This is a genomic window from Stenotrophomonas oahuensis, from assembly GCF_031834595.1.
Taxonomy (GTDB): domain Bacteria; phylum Pseudomonadota; class Gammaproteobacteria; order Xanthomonadales; family Xanthomonadaceae; genus Stenotrophomonas; species Stenotrophomonas oahuensis.
In genome coordinates this window covers 1,694,094-1,716,506 of record NZ_CP115541.1, presented here as the reverse complement: position 1 = coordinate 1,716,506, position 22,413 = coordinate 1,694,094, and the positions used below count along the sequence as shown (strand labels likewise).

The 22,413-nt window shown below is 64.1% G+C and carries 21 protein-coding genes; 6 read left to right on the top strand and 15 right to left on the bottom strand.

Annotated features, from left to right (window positions below):
* Nucleotides 1–322: 322 nt before the first annotated feature.
* Complete coding sequence (locus tag PDM29_RS07450) at nt 323–1,321, top strand: patatin-like phospholipase family protein (RefSeq protein WP_311193216.1); 999 nt, start codon at nt 323–325, stop codon at nt 1,319–1,321.
* A 75-nt stretch (nt 1,322–1,396) separates the two neighbouring features.
* Here PDM29_RS07450 and PDM29_RS07445 read toward each other — a convergent pair whose 3' ends face one another.
* The 5 genes from PDM29_RS07445 to PDM29_RS07425 form a co-directional block, all read right to left on the bottom strand.
* The gene (locus tag PDM29_RS07445) at nt 1,397–2,212 is read right to left on the bottom strand and encodes a hypothetical protein (protein ID WP_311193215.1); all 816 of its coding nucleotides are present in this window, start codon (nt 2,210–2,212) and stop codon (nt 1,397–1,399) included.
* Nucleotides 2,213–2,336: 124 nt separating this feature from the next.
* Nucleotides 2,337–3,230 carry a hypothetical protein gene (locus PDM29_RS07440; protein WP_311193214.1) on the bottom strand — a complete coding sequence of 298 codons (894 nt, stop codon included), beginning with the start codon at nt 3,228–3,230 and terminating at the stop codon, nt 2,337–2,339.
* A 21-nt stretch (nt 3,231–3,251) separates the two neighbouring features.
* Nucleotides 3,252–4,535: an XVIPCD domain-containing protein gene (locus tag PDM29_RS07435; RefSeq protein WP_311193213.1), complete on the bottom strand. Its 1,284-nt coding sequence runs from the start codon at nt 4,533–4,535 to the stop codon at nt 3,252–3,254.
* A complete protein-coding gene (locus PDM29_RS07430) occupies nt 4,535–5,389 on the bottom strand; it encodes a hypothetical protein (RefSeq protein ID WP_311193212.1) in 855 nt (284 codons plus the stop codon). The genes PDM29_RS07435 and PDM29_RS07430 overlap by 1 nt, the downstream gene beginning before the upstream one ends.
* 129 nt (nt 5,390–5,518) lie before the next feature.
* On the bottom strand, nt 5,519–6,001 hold the full coding sequence (locus PDM29_RS07425; RefSeq protein ID WP_311193211.1) for an Lrp/AsnC family transcriptional regulator: 483 nt from the start codon (nt 5,999–6,001) through the stop codon (nt 5,519–5,521).
* Nucleotides 6,002–6,127: 126 nt separating this feature from the next.
* Here PDM29_RS07425 and phhA point away from each other — a divergent pair, with 126 nt between their 5' ends.
* The gene (gene phhA, locus PDM29_RS07420) at nt 6,128–7,024 is read left to right on the top strand and encodes a phenylalanine 4-monooxygenase (RefSeq protein ID WP_311193210.1); all 897 of its coding nucleotides are present in this window, start codon (nt 6,128–6,130) and stop codon (nt 7,022–7,024) included.
* Nucleotides 7,025–7,214: 190 nt separating this feature from the next.
* Here phhA and PDM29_RS07415 read toward each other — a convergent pair whose 3' ends face one another.
* The 9 genes from PDM29_RS07415 to PDM29_RS07375 all read right to left on the bottom strand — a co-directional run bounded on the left by PDM29_RS07415 (nt 7,215) and on the right by PDM29_RS07375 (nt 16,679).
* A complete protein-coding gene (locus PDM29_RS07415) occupies nt 7,215–8,321 on the bottom strand; it encodes a GDSL-type esterase/lipase family protein (protein ID WP_311193209.1) in 1,107 nt (368 codons plus the stop codon).
* A gap of 121 nt (nt 8,322–8,442) precedes the next feature.
* Entirely contained in the window at nt 8,443–9,198 is a 756-nt protein-coding gene (gene kduD, locus PDM29_RS07410) for a 2-dehydro-3-deoxy-D-gluconate 5-dehydrogenase KduD (RefSeq protein WP_311193208.1), read from the bottom strand.
* Between the two features lie 66 nt (nt 9,199–9,264).
* The gene (gene kduI / locus PDM29_RS07405) at nt 9,265–10,113 is read right to left on the bottom strand and encodes a 5-dehydro-4-deoxy-D-glucuronate isomerase (RefSeq protein WP_311193207.1); all 849 of its coding nucleotides are present in this window, start codon (nt 10,111–10,113) and stop codon (nt 9,265–9,267) included.
* 181 nt (nt 10,114–10,294) lie between these two features.
* Nucleotides 10,295–11,353, bottom strand: a complete 1,059-nt coding sequence (locus PDM29_RS07400) for a LacI family DNA-binding transcriptional regulator (protein WP_311193206.1) — start codon at nt 11,351–11,353, stop codon at nt 10,295–10,297.
* Between the two features lie 41 nt (nt 11,354–11,394).
* A complete protein-coding gene (locus tag PDM29_RS07395) occupies nt 11,395–12,978 on the bottom strand; it encodes a family 43 glycosylhydrolase (RefSeq protein ID WP_425508725.1) in 1,584 nt (527 codons plus the stop codon).
* A gap of 8 nt (nt 12,979–12,986) precedes the next feature.
* Nucleotides 12,987–14,270: a TRAP transporter large permease gene (locus tag PDM29_RS07390; RefSeq protein ID WP_311193205.1), complete on the bottom strand. Its 1,284-nt coding sequence runs from the start codon at nt 14,268–14,270 to the stop codon at nt 12,987–12,989.
* 3 nt (nt 14,271–14,273) lie between these two features.
* On the bottom strand, nt 14,274–14,807 hold the full coding sequence (locus PDM29_RS07385; protein WP_311193204.1) for a TRAP transporter small permease: 534 nt from the start codon (nt 14,805–14,807) through the stop codon (nt 14,274–14,276).
* Between the two features lie 11 nt (nt 14,808–14,818).
* On the bottom strand, nt 14,819–15,820 hold the full coding sequence (locus PDM29_RS07380; RefSeq protein WP_311193203.1) for a TRAP transporter substrate-binding protein: 1,002 nt from the start codon (nt 15,818–15,820) through the stop codon (nt 14,819–14,821).
* 37 nt (nt 15,821–15,857) lie between these two features.
* Nucleotides 15,858–16,679 carry a 2-keto-4-pentenoate hydratase gene (locus PDM29_RS07375; protein ID WP_311193202.1) on the bottom strand — a complete coding sequence of 274 codons (822 nt, stop codon included), beginning with the start codon at nt 16,677–16,679 and terminating at the stop codon, nt 15,858–15,860.
* 186 nt (nt 16,680–16,865) lie between these two features.
* Between PDM29_RS07375 and PDM29_RS07370 the strand changes: the two genes are divergently transcribed.
* From PDM29_RS07370 to PDM29_RS07360, 3 genes are all read left to right on the top strand, one after another.
* A complete protein-coding gene (locus tag PDM29_RS07370) occupies nt 16,866–17,855 on the top strand; it encodes an alpha/beta hydrolase (protein WP_311193201.1) in 990 nt (329 codons plus the stop codon).
* Entirely contained in the window at nt 17,852–19,462 is a 1,611-nt protein-coding gene (locus tag PDM29_RS07365) for a carboxylesterase/lipase family protein (RefSeq protein ID WP_311193200.1), read from the top strand. Before PDM29_RS07370 ends, PDM29_RS07365 begins: the two co-directional genes overlap by 4 nt.
* Nucleotides 19,463–19,616: 154 nt before the next feature.
* Complete coding sequence (locus PDM29_RS07360; protein ID WP_311193199.1) at nt 19,617–20,204, top strand: cysteine dioxygenase family protein; 588 nt, start codon at nt 19,617–19,619, stop codon at nt 20,202–20,204.
* 282 nt (nt 20,205–20,486) lie between these two features.
* Here PDM29_RS07360 and PDM29_RS07355 read toward each other — a convergent pair whose 3' ends face one another.
* Nucleotides 20,487–21,143, bottom strand: coding sequence for a hypothetical protein (locus PDM29_RS07355; RefSeq protein WP_311193198.1), 657 nt, complete (start codon nt 21,141–21,143; stop codon nt 20,487–20,489).
* A gap of 336 nt (nt 21,144–21,479) precedes the next feature.
* On the opposite strand from PDM29_RS07355, the gene PDM29_RS07350 reads away from it, so the two are divergent.
* Nucleotides 21,480–22,319: a PhzF family phenazine biosynthesis protein gene (locus PDM29_RS07350; protein WP_311193197.1), complete on the top strand. Its 840-nt coding sequence runs from the start codon at nt 21,480–21,482 to the stop codon at nt 22,317–22,319.
* Nucleotides 22,320–22,413 lie beyond the last annotated feature (94 nt).

Sequence of the window (22,413 nt, the reverse complement as noted above, 5' to 3'; positions counted from 1 at the left end):
AGCTGGAAGAAGCGGATTTATCCATGTGCAAAATATTGATTAATAAGGATAATTCAGAGGTTCCGATGGTGCGATCGCTTGTCCCGGCTGGCTTGCGCTCGTATAGTGGCCGCGTTGGCCGAAAGGCACCTGCAGTACCGAATGGCCGAAAGGCACCGAGAAGGCCCGCGAATGCGGGCCTTCTCTCTTCTCGCACCGGTGAAGCCGCCTTCCGTAGTGCCGGCCGCTGGCCGGCAACCTCGCATAACCAATCGACGCGCATGTGCCGGCCAGCGGCCGGCACTACCGGTATGCTATCGCCCATTCACTTTTCGGCTTGCCGATGAACGCCTTCCGCCGCACCCGTCTGACGCTGTCTGTTGCCCTGCTCGGCCTGCTGGCCGCCTGCGGTGGCGAAAACACCAAGCCGACCCCGGTCACCCCGGTGGCGGTACCGGCTGCGCCGGCCAAGCCGGTGAAGATTGGCATCGCCCTGGGCGGCGGTGCGGCCAAGGGCTTCGCGCACATCGGCGTGATCAAGATGCTGGAGGCCAATGGCTTCGAGCCGGTGGTGGTATCCGGCACCAGCGCCGGCAGCGTGGTCGGTGCGCTGTATGCCAGCGGCATGGATGCGTTTGCCATGCAGAGCAAGGCGGTGGCGCTGGACGAAGCCAGCATCCGCGACGTGCGCCTGTTCTCGGGTGGGCTGGTCCAGGGCCAGAAGCTGCAGGACTACGTCAACGCGCAGGTCAACAACAAGCCGGCCGAGAAGCTGAAGAAGCCGTTCGCTGCGGTAGCCACCAATCTGGATAACGGCGAACGCGCGGTGTTCGTGCGCGGCAACGTGGGCCAAGCCGTTCGTGCCTCCAGCAGCATTCCAGGCGTGTTCGAACCGGTGAAGATCGGCCAGAGCATGTTCGTCGACGGCGGCGTGGTCAGCCCGGTGCCGGTCGACGCTGCTCGCCAGTTGGGTGCGGACTTCGTCATCGCGGTGGATATCTCCAGCAAGGCCAGCGGCAAGTCGCCAACCGGCATGCTCGGCATCGTCAATCAGTCGATCGCGATCATGGGCCAGCGTCTGGGCGAACAGGAACTGGCACGCGCCGACATCATCATCCGCCCCAAGGTGCTGGACATCGGTGCCGCCGATTTCAGCCAGCGCGGCTACGCGATCCTGGAAGGCGAGAAGGCCGCAATGGCAGCAATGCCGCAGATTCGCGCCAAGGTGGAACAGCTTCGCCGTGCACGTGCGGCCGCAGCAGCACCGCCGCCGCCGGCTCCCAGGTGCGACGAGCCTTCGCGCATGGGCAAGCTGATGGGTCGCAAGGAAAAGTGCGCCTGAGGGCGCCGACCTTTTCCCGGGCGCCTCGCTAACTCCCGTAGTGCCGGGCTTGCCCGGCAACTCCATCAAATCGCCTCAACCCGCACCCGCGCGATCATCGGTGCCTACCAGAAACGCCCCCACCATCTCGCGCGCACGCGCTTCAAACTCCCGCCACTGCGCCAGCCCGCCGCTCGGATAATTGATCCGGACCAGCGTTTTCCGGTCCTCCATCAACAGCGTGTGCTCACATCGCGCGAAGCCCGCATCCTGCGCCAATTTCGGCGTGCATTTGATCACCGTTGATACCTCACCATCGGTACAGCGCGCGATGAACCAGTCCTTGTGCCGCTCCGGCATCATCACCCGCGCACTGTCCTGGTACCCCTTGGCCCGGTAGTACGCACGCACCTTGTCCATGTCGGCAACATAGGCGACCAGCCCGTTCTGTGTACTCTGCTGGACACGGGTATCTAAAGACTGCTCCGGAGCATGATTCTCCGCATCGCGCGGCGTGTACTCCCGCTGGAACATCTGCTTGAGCCTGACACGGTCAACATGGCGGTAGTCAAAGGTCACCGTACGCATGACGATGTCCGGACTGAACGGCTCTCGCTCAGCCGCTGGGATGGGCTGTAGAGTCGGGAAGTCCAACGCCAGGGAGTAGCCATCGCCGCTGCCCAGCCCGCGTGGATTGAAAAGATGGTCTCGCGGGACTTCCAACAGATGCGGGCCGAGGCATTCCTGGCTGGTGGGTGGCAGTAGTTGGTCGGGCGCGTACGGCTCGATGCTTACGCGGCGGATGCAACCGTATTCATTGGTCTGGGTGGTTTCTGTTGATTGCGCGCAGGCCGGAGCGATGAAGAGGGCGACGGGCGACAGTGCCAAAATGATGCGAAAGAGCGGGTTCACTGGGTTCTGCTGTGTGGATCGTGGATTCAGGCGAAGGGTAGCCGGGCAAGCCCGGCTCTACGATGGTCTGGGGCACCTGGCTTCTGCGCCTGTTCGCGCGCCACTGCCTACTTCGTGTAATCCATCAAAGTGCAGGGCTCTGCCCGGTAGCCGAAGTCGCTTTCGCATTTCCTGTTGATTCTACTTTGAACTGCGCGATCAACTCCCGCGCGCGCTGCTCCATGCGCTTCCAGTGCTGCATGCCTTCACGCAGATAGCGCATCTCGATAAGCGTATCCAGCTCTGCGATCATCAACGTGTGGCTGCAGTACGCAAACCCTGGCCCCTTGCTTCTCACAACCTTCCCGTCGCGGTACTCGACGCCCGACCAGGTTATCTCCTGTGGCGTGCATTTGATCACGGTCACGACTTCTCCGCTGTCGTTCTTTGAGAGGAACCAATCATGGTGCCGGTCGGGCGACATTATTCTTGCATCCTCTTTGAAACCGCGCCCGCGGAAGTAGGCGCGCACCAGCTCCATATTCAGATAATACGGATCGAGGCCATACACCTTGTCGCCCTTTATGCGTCCTTCAAGACCCTCCTGGGGTTCGTCCTTCTTGTATTCCATAGGGATATACCTTCGACGCATGGCTTCGCGAATATCAATACGGTCGATGTAGCTGAAGTCGAACGTAACTGTTCGAGCGTTGACGTCGAAGTCCCAGTTCACGCGCTCCCCCGGCTTGAAGGGCTCCAGCAATGGATACTCCAGTGTCAGCGCATAGCTACCATCATGCTCCGTGCCGATGTTGTTGTAGAAGTAGTTCTGAGGGATCTCCAGCAGATACGGTCCGAGACATGCCTGCTTGAGCGGCGTAGGATCCTTGTATGGATCCTGCGGGCCAATGCTGCGGATTCGGGTGCAGCCCTGCTCGTTGGTCTGGATGCTGGCCGGGTCCTGTTGTTCGGCAGAGGCCGAAGCACCAGACAGCAGCAGTAGACACAGCGTCCATGCAATCGTCGAATTCACTTTCATGATTGAGCTCTTGCTTCCGCTTTAGGCATGCATCGTGGGGGCACGCGCCACTTGCTCCTGGTCACGTGTCTGTTGCCGCGGCAGTTCTTGGGACCGGGCGTCATCCAATTCTGCCAGCTGCTGGAACGACTGCTCCGGCGGCGTCGCGATGGCCTCGGCAGTGGGCATGTGCGCACGCTGCTGCGCCGGGTCATTCAATTGTCCCTGAACCACGAACACGTATTCGCCGGGATCAGCGCGCGTGCCCTGCCCGCTCAGCAGAGCGTGATCCACGCTGTCGAGATTGCTGCGTGCCGCCAACGTGGTCAGGCTCGCGGCCATGCATTCGCTGTGTACATCCCAAGGCTTACCGAGGCGGGCATCGATCGATTGCACGCCTGCAACGCATTGCTGGTGCAGGGCGTGGCGCGGATGTGAGGTATCGCGCGGGTCGATGCTTGGAGCCGCATCGGTGAAGAGAGCCGGGCTCTGCTTTATGGATTTTCCCAGGTTGGGATCATCCGGATGGAACTGTGTCCGCAGCTGATCACGTTCCAGTCGGACATCGCGAGCGTCATTCAAGCGCTCGATGATGGCTGGATCGGAAATGTTCAACTTCACCATGATGCGCGACTCGATCGGTGCCGGACCTTGCCAGCTATCGCTTGCGGCGTGGTAGCTATACTCCTTTCCGTCGAGTCGAATGGTGTTGGGATCGGTGTTTGGCACTGCGGAAAACGCAGCGCTCCGTGCCACGCCCATGTCGGCAAAGTAAGAAGATGCGTTGAGCTTCTGATCGTTGTAACGGTGAGCCAGGTTCTCTGATGTAACGAAGAATCGCGCAAGCCCACGCGCCTGGTTGTCGAGCATCATCGACCAGACCTTCTCTGCCTCCGGTTCACCACCATGCCGCCGGGCAGCCTCGATCAGTTGCCGCGGGGTCCACGCATCGGGATCGATATCACGGCGTCTGAAGGCCTTGTCGTGTGAGTTCTGAACATCCAGCACCGGAAGATTGAGTGCGAGATCGGGTCGATCAGCCTTGTACTGAGCTTCTCGCAGTGCCAGATCGTTCCGGATCAGTTCAACGCCAAATGCCTGCCATTCGCGCTCTCCATAGCGCTTTCCGTCCCGCAGGGCCTGGTTCTGCGCGAAGTGATTGGCCGTAGCGCCTGGTGCGTTGTCATTCCTGACAACGCCCAACGCAAGCAAGCCGTACCCATCATTGCCCTCTTTGTTTGCGAGGTAATTGAAGTAGAGCTCACGGCTTCCGTCTTTTGCGTACTTCCTCAGAATCTCAAAGTCCTTCTCATTCAAACCCGGCATCACTTAGCATCCCTTCTTGTATCAACGATGGAGTCGGTAACCAGTTGTCGAGCACGTGTCTCAAGCTTCCGCCAGTGAAGCACTCCTTCTCTGGGATAGTTCATCCTTATGATCGTGTCGAGGTCGGCCATCATGATTGTGTGGTCGCACTCCGCCAGACCATCCCCATGGCTCTTGACCATTTTTCCACCTCGGTACTCGACTCCCGGCTCGGTGATCTCCCGAGGCGTGCACTTGATGACCGTGGTCACCTTGCCATCGCCATCTCGACCGAGGTACCAGTCGGTGTGCCAGTCTGTTTTCAAGACTGGCGCATTCTCTCGCATGCCTTCTTTCAGGTAATGGGCGCGCACCTTCTCCATGTCCACGTAGTATGGCGTTAGGCCGTTTTTTAGCTCACCTTTTACCCGGGTATCGAGCGACTCCTCAGGATCGCCTACCTGATGATCCATGGGCGTGTACTCTCGCTTCATCACCGTCTCAAGATCAGTGCGGTCAATGTAGCTGTACTTAACCGTGACCGTCCGCACAGCCACATCCACACTCAGCCCGATCCGCTCTCCCGGCTTGAATGGCTCGAGCGATGGATACTCCAATGCCAGTGCATAGCTGCCGTCGTGCTCGGTGCCGATCTGGTTGTAGAAGTAGTTCTGCGGAATCTCCAACAGATACGGCCCCAGGCACGCCTGCTTCAACGGAGGTGGATCCTTGTACGGGTCCTGTGGACCGATGCTGCGGATGCGGGTGCAGCCCTGCTCGTTGGTCATGGTTTTCGCGGGCGCTTCCTGCTTGGCGCAGGCGGCGAGCGGGAGCAGCAGGCTGAGGGCCCAGACGGTTTTGGCGATCGGGTTCACGGGTTGTCGCAGGTCCTTTCCGTGGTTGCGCTTGCGGGTTGCGTTGGTTGCAGTATGGCGGACGCGTGTGGGGCGGTTCAAAGCCGGATGCGTCATGCGTGCGCGAAGAGCAGCCGGGCAAGCCCGGCTCTACTCGAGTTGTGTCAGCGGTAACGACTGGAAGTCTTTTACGGTACGCAGCACGAAGCTCGAGTTGACGTCGGCCACGCCGGCGGCGTTGAGCAGCTTGTCGAGCAGGAAGCTGGAGAAATGTTCGAGGTCGCGCACATAGACGTGCAGGAGGTAATCCATATCACCAGTAAGCGCGTGGCATGCCACCACCGCGTCCCACTCGATCACGCTGTCGGCGAACAACGCGATGGCCTGCTGGTCGTGCTTCTCCAGCTGCACGCGCACGAAGGCCTGCAGACCCAGGCCGATCCGCTTGGGTTCCAGTCGCGCGCCGTAACCGGCGATCACCCCTTCCGCCTCGAGCCGCTGTACCCGTCGCAGGCAGGCCGAAGCGGACAGATTCACCCGGGCGGCCAGCTCGGCGTTGGTGGCGCGGCCGTGCTGCTGGATCTCAGCCAGCAAACGCAGATCCGTGCGGTCGAACTGGGTTACTCCGGTCATTGCTGCTCCGCAACATGGAATGGACGCAACGATATTGCGCCAAACCGGGATATGCGTGCAACTTTGCAACCCTGTTGCGCGCCCCCTGCCCTAGCATCATGAATCACTTCCCAGGAGTCCACGCCGATGGAAACCGCCACCGCCCCCCGCCGCGTCGAACGCCACGAGACCGACAAGGGCTATGTGCCGGTGTATACCACCGCCGTGGTGGAACAACCCTGGGACAGCTACAGCGCCGACGACCACGCCACCTGGAGCACGCTGTATCAGCGCCAGCGTGAGCTGCTGGAAGGCCGCGCCTGCGACGAGTTCCTGAAGGCGCAGGACGAGATGGGCATGAGCGCGCACATGATTCCGCGCTTTGACCAGCTCAACGAGGTGCTGGGTGCCGCCACGGGCTGGACGCTGGTGGGTGTGGAAGGGCTGCTGCCTGAGCTGGATTTCTTCGACCATCTGGCCAATCGGCGCTTCCCGGTCACCTGGTGGATCCGCCGCCCGGACCAGATCGACTACATCGCCGAACCGGACATGTTCCACGACCTGTTCGGGCACGTGCCGCTGCTGATGAACCCGGTGTTTGCCGACTACATGGCCGCGTATGGCCGTGGCGGGGTCAAAGCCCACGCGATCGGCCCGGATGCGCTGCAGAACCTGACCCGCCTGTACTGGTACACCGTGGAGTTCGGGCTGATCAACACGCCGGATGGCCTGCGCATCTACGGTGCCGGCATTGTGTCGTCCAAGGGCGAGTCGCTGTACTCGCTGGAGTCGGACGCGCCGAACCGGATCGGGTTTGACCTGGAGCGGATCATGCGCACCCGCTACCGCATCGACACCTTCCAGAAGACCTACTTCGTGATCGACAGCTTCGAGCAGCTGATGCAGGCGACCGATCCGGACTTCACCCCGATCTATGCCGCGCTGGAACAGCAGACGCATCTGCCGGCCGGTGATGTGCAGGACTTCGACCACGTGTTCCACAAGGGCACGGGCGAAGGCTGGGCGGAAGGTGGGGATGTTTGATGTGCAGGGTCACGACCAACGGTCGTGACCTACCAGTCTTCGCGGTGTCGTATTTCACCGGGCTTTGAAGTTTAGATCGCTAACCTTCAAAAGCGTCTGGAGCATTTGAAGGTTAGCGAGTCGCCCGGACCTCGGTAGCGCCGGCCGTTGGCCGGCCCTCGACATCGCATGGGCCGGCCAACGGCCGGCGCTACCGGGATGGATACGCCAGCAGCACCACCAGATCCTGCTCGCCGCGCTGCTGCAGCGCGTGCACGCTGCCGACCCGGGTCAGCAGGGCATCCCCTGCCGCCACGTCGTACTGCTTGCCATCCAGCACATAGCTGCCCTGCCCGCTGACGATGTAATAGATCTCGTCCTTGTGCTGCGGATGTAGGCCAATGCCCGCCCCCTTGTGCAGCACGCGCTTGCGCAGCACGAACGGCAGGTTGTCTTCGGCGAAGAACGGATACGCGGTGGTTGGCCCTGCCCCGCCATGCGGACCGGGCTGGCTGACCGCGATGTCGCGTTCGTGCACCACGCGGGACGGCTTGGCAGCGTCTGCACCCTGCCCTGCCGGCTGGGTCACATCGCAATCAATGTCGCGCTTCAATGCACCCTTCATTTCTGGCTGCAGCCCGACCCACTCGCGCACCACCAGGCAGGCCACGGCGTTGGCACCGGCCACGCTGAAGTGAGTGCCGTCGGCCTTGTTCTGTTCCGGCACAAACAGGAAGTACGGACGTGCGCCCTGCTCGCCCAGTGCGCGGATCCATTGGCTGGAGCGTGCGTTGAGGTCGATCAGCGCGACGTTTTCCTGCTGCGCCAGTTGTTTCATCGCCTGGGTGTACAGGCCGTGGGTATCCAGCAGCGAGCCGAAGTCGTACAGCAGGCGCGCGGCGGGCGTGACCAGAATCGGTGTGGCGCGCTTGTCACGGGCCAGTTGCACGTAGCGCAGCAGGTACTGCGGATACGCCTGCGCGGGGTCGTTGTATCGGGTGGGGTCTTCGAACTTGGCGTCGTTGTGGCCGAAACCGATCAACAGCACGTCGCCGGGCTTCAGCTCGGCGGCAATGGCGTCGAGGCGCTTCTCTTCGATGAAGCTGCGGGCGCTGCGGCCGCCTTTGGCGTGGTTGTGCACCTGCCATTGCGCGGGGTCGAGGTAGCTCTGTAATGCTTGGCCCCAGCCTGCCTGCGGGGCGCGGTCCGGGCCATACTCGGCGGCGGTGGAGTCACCGGCGATGAAGACGCGATGGGGCGCGGCGTGTGTTGCAAGGGGGGCGAGGAACAGCAGGATCGGGAGCAGGATGCGTTGCATGTTCGGGCTCCTGGAGTTGGAGGGTACCGACCAACGGTCGGTACCTACCGTGTTTTCAAGCACCGCGTTCGACGTGCGTCACCGAAACGGTAGGTGCCGACCGTTGGTCGGCACGCGCGGATTACCGCGCCAACCAACCACCGTCGACCGGCAGCACCGCACCGTTCACGTAGTCCGATGCGCGCGAGGCCAGGAACACCGCGGCACCGGCCAGGTCTTCCGGGTTGCCCCAGCGCGCGGCCGGAATGCGATCCAGGATCGACTTGTTGCGGTCTTCATCGGCACGCAGCGCGGCGGTGTTGTCGGTGGCCATGTAGCCCGGCGCGATCGCGTTGACGTTGATGCCCTTGGACGCCCATTCGTTGGCGAGCAGACGGGTGATGCCGGCGATGCCGCTCTTGCTGGCGGTGTACGACGGCACCCGGATGCCACCCTGGAACGACAACATCGAGGCGATGTTGATGATCTTGCCGCTGCCCTGGGCGATGAAGTGCTTGCCGGCTGCCTGCGAGATGAAGAACGCGGACTTGATGTTGACGTTCATCACGTCGTCCCAGTCCTGCTCGCTGAACTCCACTGCATCTGCGCGGCGGATCAGGCCGGCGTTGTTGACCAGGATGTCCAGCCCGCCCAGCCCTTCGATGGTTTCGCGCACCACGCGCTCGACCGGTTCGATGCTGATCAGGTTGGCTTCAATGGCCAGGCAGCGACGGCCCAGCGCGGTGATCTTGGCGATGGTGTCGGTGGGCGGCGCGATGCCGGCCACGGCCACGTCGGCACCGGCCTGCGCCAGCGCTACTGCGATGCCCTGCCCCAGGCCGGTGTTGCCACCGGTAACCAGAGCGATCTTGCCTTCCAGACTGAACGGATTAGCCATTGCGTTGCGATCCTTTTCCAATGCGGCACAGGCAGCGCCCGCGCAATGCGGGCGCTGCGATACGGGTTACTTGAGCTGGCAGATGTCCAGCACGTGCATGTCGGTGTAGTCGAGGTTTTCGCCACCCATCGCCCAGATGAAGGCGTAGTTGCTGGTGCCCGCACCCATGTGGATCGACCACGGCGGCGACACCACGGCTTCGTTGTTCTGGATGACGATGTGGCGCTGCGCTTCTGGCTCGCCCATGAAGTGGTACACGCGGTCGTTCTGGCCCAGGTCGAAGTAGAAATACACTTCGCTGCGGCGGTCGTGCAGGTGCGGCGGCATGGTGTTCCACACGCTGCCCGGCTTCAGCACGGTCAGGCCGAGCAGCAGCTGCGAGGACTGGCAGGTGGCCGGCACGATGTACTGGTAGATAGTGCGTTCGTTGCTGGTTTCCAGCGCGCCACGCTCCAGCGCCACCGCGTCCTTGATCGACAGCTGCTTGGTTTCAAAGCGGGCGTGGGCCGGGGTAGAGGCCAGGTAAAACTGCGCCGGGGTGGCGGCGTCGTTGGAGGCGAACACCACTTCTTCGCTGCCCATGGCCACATACAGGCCGTCCTTCGGGCCCAGCGTGTAGACGGTGCCATCGACAGTGACCGTACCGGTGCCGGCACCGACGTTGATCACGCCCAGCTCGCGGCGCTCCAGGAACGGATGACCGGCGGCCGAGGCCGGTTCGGTCTGCTTCGGCAGCGACACCGGACCCTTCACCGGCGCGGCACCGCCGAGCACGAAGCGCTCGTAGTGGGTGTACTTCAGGGTGACCGTCTCGGCGTTGAACAGACCGTCGAGCAGGTACAGGTCGCGCAGGTCGTCGTTGCTGGCACCCTTGATGGCGTCGGGATGGGTGGCGTAGTGGGTCTTGCAGTACATGGCGTCTCCAGAGCAGGGGGCGGGCCGATGGTCGGCCCCGGCACGATTTCCGCTGATTGTACCCAGCTGGGAAACCGGTGTCATTTTGCGGTGCGGTACAGGGTGGAGGGGGGTCACGACCAACGGTCGTGACCTACCGGGTTTCGAAGGGGGTAGGTCCCGACCGTTGGTCGGGACGCCTTCAATCCGCCGGCGGCTGGCAGGAATCGCGCACGATCAGGTGCGGGCGGACGCTGGCGATCTGCAGCGCGGCCTGGCTGTCGGGCTGGATCAGCATGGCGGCGGCCGTGCGCCCGGTATCACGGGTGTGGCGGCGCACCGAGGTCAGCGACGGCCACAGGCGAGAGGCCAGCGGGCTGTCGTCGTAGCCGATGATGGACAGCTCGCGCGGAATGTTGATGCCCGCGCGCAGGGCCACCTTGTAGATACCGGCGGCCATTTCATCGTTACCGGTGAAGATGGCGGTGGGGCGTTGCTTGCCCAGCAGCAGCTTTTCCGCCGCGGCCACACCGGATTCGAAGGTGTAACCGGCCTCGACGATGCGTTCCGGCGGCAGTTCGATGCCGCGCTTGGCCAGCGCATCAATGAAGCCAGCGGTGCGCTCGTGCGCCGAGCGGTAGGCACTCGGGCCGGTCACCAGGGCGATATCGCGGTGGCCCAGCGACAGCAGGTAGTCGGCCGCTTCGGCAGCACCGTCGCGGTCATGGGTGACCACCATCTGCGAGGTGTCGTCCAGCGGTAGCGAGGCAATGCGGGTGAAGCGACAGCCGATTTCATCCAGCATGTCGACCAGCGCCTGGTCTTCCGAGGCACGCGGCACCAGGATCACGCCGTGCAGCTTCTGCTGCTGCACGAAGCGGCGCACGCCTTCGATGTAGCCGGGGCTGCGCGAATCGCAGGGATGCACCACCAGTTCGAAGCTGGATCCGCGCAATGCATCCAGCGCGCCGTACTGCATGTCCACGATGTACTGCGCGGTGGGATTGTCGTAGACCATGCCGATCAGGAACGAACGGCGAAATGCGAGACCGCGTGCGAGCGGGTCGGGCGCATAGCCCACTTCACGCATCAGCGCCTCGACCTTCTCGCGGGTGTCTTTGCGCACCAGCGGCGAGTTGTTGATGATCCGCGAAACCGTTTTCTTGGAGACCCCGGACAGACGCGCAATATCGTTGATGGTGGCAGCTTTGCCCTTGGGCAGGTCCTGCTGTGCGGCGTCGGTCTTGGGGCGCGATGACATGGAGTTCAAACCGGATGGGTCGGAAGAGTCTACCGCTGCGCTCAATCGAGCGCGCGGTAGCGGAACTTGCGGAAGGTAACCTTGCCGTCCCCGGCCGCGTACAGGGCCGGCTTGAGGGCAAGGAACTTGCCAGCCACATTGTGATGGTAGCCGGAGACTTCCATCTGAACCGGGTACTTCTGCCAGACCCTGCCATCGGTCGAGGTGTGAATGGTCACGATGTGGCGGTTGTTGGTGACCCGCAGCCACAGCTTGCCGCCCTTGCGGCTGGGCTCCAGCCGGGTAGGGCGCTCCTCGCCGTAGCGGTGCATGATGAACTTCTCACCATTGCTGCCCACGCCCACGTACAGCCGGTCGCTGTAGAACAACAGGGCACCGCCCACCGCGCCGGGGGCGATGTCCATCTCGACCTCGTACTGGTAGGCCTGGTCGCCGGCAATCACGGTCAGCGGCGAGCTGTCGCGCGGGGTTTCGCCCTTGCCCTGCAGCTCCAGGCCGTTGCCGGTGAAGGTCAGGCGGCGGTACTCGTCCTGGGTCGGGTTGAAGAACGACCATTGCGAGCCGAGGGTCTTGCCCTTGAAGTCATCCGACAGCGCCATGCCATGCGGACCCACGGAGCTACCGGAGGGCTTGGCCAGCGGCTGGCCGAGGTCGCCGCCCTTGGCCACGAACCAGCCGTCGTCGGTCCATTCGATCGGCTCCAGCAGGGCCTGCCGGCCCAGGGTCCAGTAACCGTTCTCATAGCCGTGGTAGATCATCCACCAGCGCCCATCGGTGCCTTCGACCACGGTGGCGTGGCCGCGCGACCACCACGGCTCGTCCTTGGACTGAGTGCGGGTAATGGGGTTGTGCGGCGAGTTCTGCCATGGCCCATGGATCGAACGCGAGCGCGCAGTGATCACCATGTGCCCCGTCGGCGGACCGGCGGTGCCGCCCACGGCGGTGGTCATGTAGTACCAGCCGTTGTGGAAGTTGATCTTCGGGCCTTCCTGCGCGTACGCCTCGACGTCCCAGCTTTCCGGGTACTTCCAGCCGTCGTACACATGCTTGGGCGTGCCGACCACGCTCAGGCCGTCGTCGGCCAGCTGCACGTAGTCCCCACCACTGAGAAACAGGTAGCGCTTGCCGTCTTCACCCACCGCATGACCCGGGTCGATGTAGCCGGCCAGGCCGAGGTCAATGGGCTCGCTCCACGGACCGTTGATGCTGTAGGACCAGACCACGAAGTTGCTGCGCGCCTCGGCGGTGCGGGCCGGGAAGTAGATGTAGTAGCGGCCTTCGTGCTTGACGATGTCCGGGGCCCAGATCGCGCCCACGTTTTTGGTGATGGCATGGCCCAGCGGCTGCCAGTTCACCAGGTCGCGCGAGTGCCAGATCGGCAGGCCGGGGTAGGCGTCGAACGAGGACAGGGTGAGGTAGTAGTCCTCGCCGTCCTTCAGCACCGACGGGTCCGGGCGGTCACCGGCGAACACCGGATTGAGGAAGGTGCCGTTGCCCAGATCCGCCTGGCGCTGGTTTTCGATACCGCGCTTCCAGGTGGGGGAGGTGGATTCGGCGGCGTGGGTGGTGGCCGACCAGAGCAGGGCGATGGCGGCCACCGGGGCCAGAAGGGATTTCATATGCATGGTGGTCCTCACGCGCGCAGCAGCTGGGGCAGCCACAGCGACAGCTGCGGGAAGAAGGTGACGATCATCAGCACCAGCAGCGCGGCGAACCAGAACGGCCAGATGCTTTTCATGCTTTCGCCGACGCTGATCTTGCCGATGGCGGTGCCGATGAACAGCACCGAGCCCACCGGCGGGGTCACCAGACCCAGGCCGCCGGTCAGCACCAGCACCAGCCCGAAGTGGATCGGGTCGATGCCATAGGCCTTGGCCACCGGCAGGAAGATCGGGGTGCAGATCAGGATCATCGGTGCCAGGTCCATGAAGGTGCCCAGCAGCAGCAGCATGACCACGATCATCAGCAGCACCATCACCTTGCTGTGCGCGAACGACTGCAGGAACTCCACGGCCGCGGCCGGGACCTGCAGGTAGGCCAGCAGCCAGCCGAACACGGCCGCAGTGGCGATCACGAACAGGATCACGCCGGTGCTGCGCGCGGCATGGGTCACCGTGCCCATGAACTCGCGCCAGTTGAGCTGGCGGTACAGCACCGTGGTCACCAGCAATGCATAGACCACGGCGATCGCGGCGCTTTCCACGGCGGTGAAGATGCCGGCACGGATACCGACGAAGATCAGCGCGACCAGGCCCAGGCCGGGCAGGGCGGAGACCATGCGCAACAGCACCGCGCGCCAGCCCGGGAAGATTTCCACGCCATAGCCACGCTTGCGCGCCACCGCATAGCCGGTGACCATCAGCGCCACGGTCATCAGCAGCGCGGGCATGATGCCGGCCGCGAACAGGTCGGCGATGGAGAGACCGCCGCCTGCCGCTGCCGAAAACAGAATCAGGTTGTGCGATGGCGGCACCAGCAGTGCGACCAGCGCGGCGGTGATGCTGACGTTGACCGCGAAGTCGCGGTCGTAGCCGCGCTTGACCATCTGCGGAATCATCGTGCCGCCTACCGCCGAGACGTCAGCAATGGCCGAACCCGACACGCCGCCGAAGAACAGCGAGGACAGAATCGACACCTGGCCCAGGCCACCGCGCAGGCGACCCACCAGCGACGACGCCAGCCCGATCAACCGCTCGGAGATGCCGCCGCGCATCATGATCTCGCCGGCGAAGATGAACAGTGGAATTGCAATCAGCGACGCCGAACCGGTACCGGCGGAGATCTGCTGCACCAGCACCACGGTGGGCAGGTCCAGATACCACAGGGTTGCCAGTGCAGCGGCAGCCAAGGCATAGGCCACCGGCACACCCATCAGCAGCAACAGCGCAAATACAGCAAAAAGAATGGTGATTCCCATGACTCAGCGGTCCCCCTCGGCTTCTTCAACCGCCGGCTGCGTGGCCTGCACGATCTGGTTCAACGCGAATACGGCCATCAGCGCGCCGCCAATGGACAGCGGCAGGTAGTTGATGCTCTGTGGCAGGTTGGCACCGGCGGTCTTGATATCCAGACCATCCAGCAGCAGCACGCCCGCCCACCAGGCGATAACCACGCCCAGCACCGCCACCACCAGCGAGCACACCATCTCGTTGATGCGGCGCAGGCCGGGCTTCATGTGCGCGGCCAGCAGGAAGAAACCGAAGTGACGGCGCGTGTGCACGCCAGTGGCCGCGCCCAGGCTCATCGCGGTGGCCAGCAGCAGCAGCGTGACCGGTTCGGTCCAGCTGGGCGAATCGTTGATCACATAGCGGGCAAACACCTGCCAGCCCTGCACCACCACCAGCCCGAGCAGGGCCAGCACGGCGATATGGATGGCAATGTCGGCAATCAGATCCAGCGCACGCTGCGGCATGCTGCGGGTATCGACGGTGGTTTCAGCATTCGTCTCGGACATGATCGGAGTCCTCAGGCGAAGTCGCGGATGCGACGGGTGAGGGCGGCGATCTCCGGGCGTTGCAGATACTGCTGCAACAGCGGATCAGCGGCCTTGCGGAAGGCCGGCATGTCGACCTCGTTGAATTGGATGCCGAAGTCGGTCACCGCCTTGCGCGCCACGCTTTCCGAGGCGTCCCACTGTTCCCGCATCACCTGCACCGAGGCGCGTGCGGTTTCCACCAGCAGCTGGCGGTCGGCCGGGCTCAACGATTCGAAGGTGCGGCGCGAGATCAGCAGCACATCCGGCGCGTAGGAGTGGTCGCTCTGCGACCAGTAGCGCGCCGCTTCGAAGTGGCGGCTGGAGTGGAAGCTGCGCAGGTTGTTCTCCGCACCGTCGATCATGTGCGTTTCCATGCCCGAGAAGGTGTCGCCCAGCGACATCGGAGTCGGATTCGCGCCCAGCAGACGCATCAGCTGGATGAAGATGTCCGAGTTCGCTACACGGAGCTTCAGGCCGTGGAGGTCCTTCGGTTCCACGATCGGATGCTTGGTGTTGTAGAAGCAGCGCGCGCCCGAATCGTAAATGGCCAGGCCGACCAGATCACGGGTTTCGAAGCCGCGCAGCACCTGTTCGGCCACGCCGCCGTCCATCGCGCGGCGCATGTGCTCCACCGACTCGAACACATACGGCAGGCACAGCGCCTGGGTCAGCGGAAACGCGTTGTTCAGCGCGCCCGAGTACACACGGGTGATATCGATGGCCCCGAAGCGGGCCATGTCGATGGCCTCGCTTTCGCGACCCAGCTGGCCGGAGTGGTACTGGCGCAGACGCAGGCGGCCGCCGGTTTTTTCTTCCAGCTGCTGGCCGATCCACTTCACCGCGGTGACGGTGGGGTAATCGGCCACGTGCACGTCGGTGGCGGTGAGCAGCTGGCCACCTGCCGGCAGCGCGGCTTCTTTGGAACAGGCGGCCAACAGCGGCACGCTGAGCGCGCCGACGCCGGTGGCCAGGAATTTTCTGCGAGTAAACATCTGCGCCCTCCCAAGCGGACTCGCCATGGCTGCTGGATTACCCGGCAGCAATGGCCCTGCAGGTAATGTCGCCGTAACCGGCGAAACGGATCAGTGCCTGTTGGCCTACGGCGATGTCATGGATACCGGTGGCATTACCACTGGCGATCAGCTCGCCTGCCTTCAGCGGGCGGCCGCGGCGGGCCGAACGGGCCAGCGCGAACGCATACGCCGCGCGCAGGCCGCCGGGCAGGTTGCTGGCACCGCCGGTGCCGACCACGGTGCCCTCGATCAGGGTTTCGGCGCGCAGTTGGGCATCGTCCAGCGCGGTCCAGTTCGGAATCTCCGGCCCCAGCACCAGGCCGTTGTTGTTGCCGAAGTCGCTGACCACGACGCGCGGGCCCAGCACATTGATGGTGGCGAGCGGGCTGCTGGCCACTTCCACGCCGATGTACAGGCGCGCCGGCAGGGCTTCAGCCTCTTCCGGGGTCCAGTCCAGCTTGTCGGCCGGGGCGTCTTCCAGCAGCTCGATCACGTACTCGGCCTCGACCGCGCCGAAGCCGCCGACGAACACCGGAATGTCCACTGTTCCACCGGTAGCATTCCAGAGCTGACGAGAGAAAATCGGGCCCAGCAGGCGGTCGTCCCCGGACACATCGCGGCGCTCGGCGGCGATGTAGCCAACCTTCCAGCCCACGGTCTGGTCGTTCCACTGGCCAATGGCCAGGTCCTGCACCTGGTAGGCCGTGACCAGGTCATCGGGAATGGTGCCGGGGAAATCCGGCAGCGCCCGGCCCTGCTGGCGGGCGATGACAAAGGCGCTGGCGATGCTGTCCAGCCCCGGTGCGGGCAGGTCCTGATGGCCGTGATCGTTGCTCAAGCGGGTCTCCCGGTGATTTGTTGCACTGCCCATCGACAGTGCTTGGATGAGCTGTATATGGTAAACCGGTGTCATTGGCAATGTGCACTGCGTCAGAAGCCTGGCGTATGGTGCAAACCCTTGCGGTGACAGGCTGTCCCCCGGCCCGCCTGATGGCGTGGCCTTACCGGAAAGGAACCGTTGCCGATGCGTGCTGCTGTGTGGAAGTCCCTGCTGCTGGGTGGTTTGGTAACCGTTGGCGTTGTTGCCCCTACGTGGGCGGCGGAGCGGGCGGTGCCGGAGAGTGAGCCCGCCGTGGGAAGTCCCGAGCGCATCGCGCTGTGGCCGGCGGGGAAGGTGCCAGGGGAGCTTGGCGCGGCTTCAGCGCCCCGCGTGATCGAGCGCAGCGCCGATCCGGCCCTGCCGGACCGCTACATCGACGGCGTCAGCGCGCCGTATCTGGTGGCGTATCGCCCGGCCAAGCCCAATGGCAGCGCACTGCTGGTCATTCCCGGCGGCGGTTACCTGCGCATCGTGCTGGACAAGGAGGGCACCGCGCTGGTGCCGGCCTTCGTGGAGCAGGGCGGCGTGACCCTGTTCGTGCTGCGCTACCGGCTGCCGGCAGGGCGCAGTGACCGGCAGGCCGCATTGGCCGACGCGCAGCGGGCGCTGCGGTTGATCCGTCATGACGCGGCCCGCTGGCAGCTGGATCCGCAGCGGATCGGGGTGATCGGCTTTTCGGCCGGTGGGCATGTGGCCGCGCGCTTGAGCACGGGCTTTGATATGCCGCTGGCCGGGGTGGGCGATGCCATTGATGCACTCAGTGCGCGGCCTGACTTCGCGCTACTGATGTACCCGGTGATCGACATGGGTGTCCACGCCCACACAGGCTCGCGTCAGCGCCTGCTGGGCGAGCATCCAGACGCCGCGCTGGCGGAGCAGTTCTCGATGCAGCAGCAGGTGAGTGCTAAGACGCCGCCCACCTTCCTGGTGCACGCGCAGGACGATGACGTGGTGCCCGTGCAGAACAGCCTGCTGTACTACCAGGCACTGCTGCAGGCCGGCGTGCCCAGCGAGATGCACCTGTTCGCCCACGGTGGGCATGGGTTCGGTGTGCGCATTCCGCCTGACCTCACCACCACCCAATGGCCGGCGCTGGCACTGCGCTGGATGCAGGCACAGGAGGCGCGCCCATGACCACACCCGCCGACCTGCAGCGTCGCCGCTTTCTGCGTGACAGCGCGCGCTATGCGTTGATGCTGAGTGTTGCGAGTTCGTCGTTGCTGTCTTTCAGTCACAGCGCTGCGGCGGGTACTGCCTCGCTTGCGCGGGTGCGCGGTGGCCGGCTGCGCGGGGACCACGTCAACGGCGTGCATCGCTTCCTTGGCGTGCCTTACGGCGCAGACACTGCTGCACGCCGTTTCCAGCCAGCGCTACCCGAGGCACCTTGGCGCGGCGTACGCAACGCCTTGGCCTACGGCGGCGCGGCACCGCAGGGCGGCAAGGAAGGCCCGGGCAGCGAGGATTGCCTGTTCCTCAACCTCTGGACACCCGCGCTACGCGATGGTCGCCGCCGGCCGATCCTGTTCTACATCCACGGCGGCGCGTACAACAACGGCTCCGGCAGCGACCCGCTGTATGACGGCGGCGCGCTGTGCCAACGCGGCGACGTGGTGGTGGTGACGGTGAACCACCGGCTCAACGTATTCGGCTATCTGTACCTGGGCCAGCTCGGCGATGAGCGCTTTGCCGACTCCGGAAATGTAGGCCAACTGGACCTGATCCAGGCGCTGCAGTGGGTACGCGAGCACGCGCATGAGTTCGGCGGCGATGCCGACAACATCACCGTGTTCGGCCAGAGTGGCGGCGGCGCGAAGATTGCCACGCTGATGGCGATGCCAGCAGCCAAGGGCCTCTTCCATAAGGCATGGACCATGAGCGGCCAGCAGGTCACGGCGGCGGGGCCGCGTGCGGCGACCCAGCGTGCGCGTATTGCGATGGAGGCGGTGGGGGCGCGCGATGTGGATGCACTGCTGGCGTTGCCGGCTTCCGCGCTGCTGGCCGCGACCAAGGCCCGCGACCCTTCCCGGGTGGAAAGCACCAGCCTGTACTTCGGGCCGGCACTGGATGGCGACGCGTTGCCCGTACATCCGTTCTGGCCAGAGGCTCCAACGCAGTCGATCGGTATTCCGATGGTGATCGGCAACACGCATGATGAAACCCGTGCGTTCCTCGGCAATGACCCTGCCAACTTCGAACTGACGTGGGAGACCCTGCCAGCCAAGCTGGAGAAGGAGCAGTTCGTTGACCTGCTGCCTTCGGTAGTCATTGCGGAGTACCGCAGGTTGTATCCGCAGTACACGCCTTCGGAAGTGTTCTTCGCCGCTACCACCGCCGGACGCTCGTGGCGCGGCGCGGTGGAAGAGCTGGAGGCGCGTGCTCGCCAAGGTTCCCCTACGTGGGCGTACCAGCTGGATTGGGGCAGCCCGCTGGATGGTGGCAAGCTGCGCGCCTTCCACACGCTGGATATACCCTTGGTGTTCCACAACCTGGGTGCCGAAGGCTCGAAGACCGGCACCGGCGAAGCCGCACAGCAGGTCGCCGATGCAATGAGCGATGCACTGCTCGCATTCGCCCGCACCGGCAACCCGAATCACGGCAAGCTGGCCCAATGGGACCCCTATTCACTCGAACGCCGCCAAACCATGCTGTTCGATGTGCACCCGCAGCAAGCCAACGACCCCCGCGGCGGCGAGCGCCGCCTGTACCAACAGGCACCGTTCCTGCAACGCGGCACGCAGTGACCGTAGATCATGGTCAACACGCACAGTAGAGCCGGGCTTGCCCGGCTGCTCTCCGCGACCCAACGGAAACGACCGACAATTTCGGACATTTCCTACGCATCTTCCGTGATCCAGATCAAACGAGATTTTCACCCACATCTCATACACTGCGGTCATGGACACGACCTGCACCTTCCCGACGTTCCATGGCCGCGACCGCCTCATCGCCGCCGTTGACCACGCCGTCGAACAGAACGACCCGCACCGCATCTCTCAGATGCTGCAGCTGGCCCTGAAACAAGCCATTGCCGACAGCACCATCGAACTTCCCGCGTGCGTCCACCAGCCGGTAGAAGACCACTACGCCCGCCGCGAGCTCTACCGCAGCCCCGAACACGGCTACAGCATCGTCGCCATGAGCTGGGGCCCGGGCCAGGGCACGCCGCTGCATGACCACAGCGGCCTGTGGTGCGTGGAAGGCGTCTGGCTCGGCCAGCTCGAGATCACCCAGTACGAGCTGCTCGAGCGCGACGGCGACCGTTTCCGCTTCCGCCCCCAGCCATGCGTCATTGGAGACTGCGGCAGCGCCGGCAGCCTGATTCCCCCACACGAGTACCACACCATCCGCAACGCCAGCGAAGATCAGCTCGCCATCTCCGTACACGTCTACCAAGGCGAGATGGTACGCAGCTCGATCTTCGAGCCCACCACCAACGGCTGGTACGAACGCCGCACCAAAGAACTGGAAGTAGACGCCGCGTAGAGCCGGGCTTGCCCGGCTGCTCCAGGCGCACTGCATCCGCACCCCACACCATGGCACGCGGCCATGCGTTGCCACTCCGCTCCCACCGCGACGTGCCGTGCCGTGCCGGTCGGGTAGCGTCGCTCGCCAGACGACCGCCCTGAACCGCTCAGCATCCGGTAGGGCATGATCTACAAACGAAGCGAAGCCCTCCGCGCATGTTGCGATTTGCAGCCACGCCGGGCGTGGCTCTACGCCCGGCTGCGCCGTACGCCCCCCCCAAACACCGCCACACAGCATTCGTTACTGGGATAGCGGTCCAACAAAGTTCCGCAGTTCAGGGTTGGTCGAGAACACAAAGCGATTCTCGTAGACACCACCCATCTTCTCCATGGTTTGAGCAACTGCGTGAAACTGAAGTGCATCATCCTCCAGCTGCGCAATCGACCAGTTCATCGCGAACTCGCTTCCTTTCTGCACCGATCCCATGCACACGCTGACACCACAGGAGAAGCTGGAAAGCCTCATGTCCGACGTCAATCCCCGGTCGATCACGTTGCGAACGTATCGGGTAATGTCGTGTGCCTCGATGCTGCGCACGGATTCCTGCTCCAGCGCTTCTACCGTCCCCGCGAATGCTTCCCGCGACAGCAGCACGAGTTCCACTTCATCGGACGCGAGACCACCCTTTTGAACGAACGTCGCTTCGGCCGTGAGATGTCGCGGATCGGCCGGCTCAGCAGGCAGCTGAATTGAAGTCGATGACAGGGGTTTTGCGTAACGCGCCGTCTGCGGTTGTGGACGGTGCACGGCTGTGCCCTCTGTTTCGGTGCTCCGGGTTGGTGACGGCACCTGCGACTCATGGGAGGTGGGCGGTGTCACCGCTTCGCCTACAGAGCAGGCCGTCTGAAGCAAGGCGGCAAATGAGATTGCCGCCAGCATTCCTCGCTTCTGGATCATCGGATACCTGGTGAAGTTGAAACCAAGCGAGCAGCATTTCATTTGATGCCACTGCTGAGAATGATCACGATCCTATTCTTGAGGTGCCCGCGGTAGGGTTGGTCGAAAGACGACTGCCCTCAGCGAGCAGCACCCGGTAACCCATGACCACGGAGCGACGCGGGTGTCTTCGCGGTCGATGGGGATGCAGCCACGCAGGGCGTGGCTCTACGTGCGCCGGCGGTTCGGTGCCGGACAGCGGGGTTCCCCCGGGTAGTGCGGCAGTGGGCCGGTGGAGCGGTGGAGTTTGCGGGCGGGCGCGAGGCATGATGAGCCTCCCCACATCCGGAGCCCACCGTGAGCGTCCACCCCTTCCGTCAGGTCAACGTCTTCAGCACTGACCCGCTCCTCGGCAATCCTCTGGCCGTGGTCCACCACGCCGGCGAGCTCAGCGACGCACGCATGGCGGCCTTCGCCAACTGGACCAACCTGAGCGAGACCACGTTCCTGCTGCCGCCGACCGATCCGCGAGCGGATTACCGGGTGCGCATCTTCACCACGATGGGGGAACTGCCGTTTGCCGGCCATCCTACGCTGGGCAGCTGCTACGCCTGGCTGGCGCAGGGTGGGGTGCCGCAGGGCGCGGAGATCGTCCAGGAGTGTGCGATCGGGCTTGTGCGTATTCGCCGGGGTGCGGATGGGTTGGCGTTCGTGGCTCCGCCGTTGCTGCGCGAGGGGCCGCTGGAGGCAGAAGTGCGCGAGCGTGTGCGCGCCGGACTGGGTGTCGCCGCTGAGGACGTGGTGGACGCGCAGTGGGTGGTGAACGGGCCGAAGTGGCTGGCGCTGCGCCTGCGTAGTCGTGCGGCGGTGCTGGCGATCAAGCCGGACTATCCGGCGCTGGAAGGGTTGATGGTGGGGGTGTTTGCGGCGTGTGATACTGGCGATGGGGTGGAGTCGCAGTTTGAGTCGCGTGCGTTCATTGCGGGCGAGGCTGCGCCGGAGGATCCGGTGACGGGGAGTCTCAATGCTGGGATTGCGCGGTGGTTGTTGCGCGAGGGGTTGGCACCGGAGCGGTATGTGATCAGCCAGGGCACGGCGTTAGGGCGTGCTGGGCGGGTGCGGGTGGAGGTGGTGGGGGAGGATCTTTGGGTGGGTGGGGAATGTGTTACGTGTATTGAGGGGAGGGTAGCGTTCTGATGCGGTGATGCGCGACGACGCGCATGGCGCGTCAATGCAGGGAACGTGGAGCCGGGCTTGCCCGGCTGAACCACCGCGATGTCGGAAAGAAGCC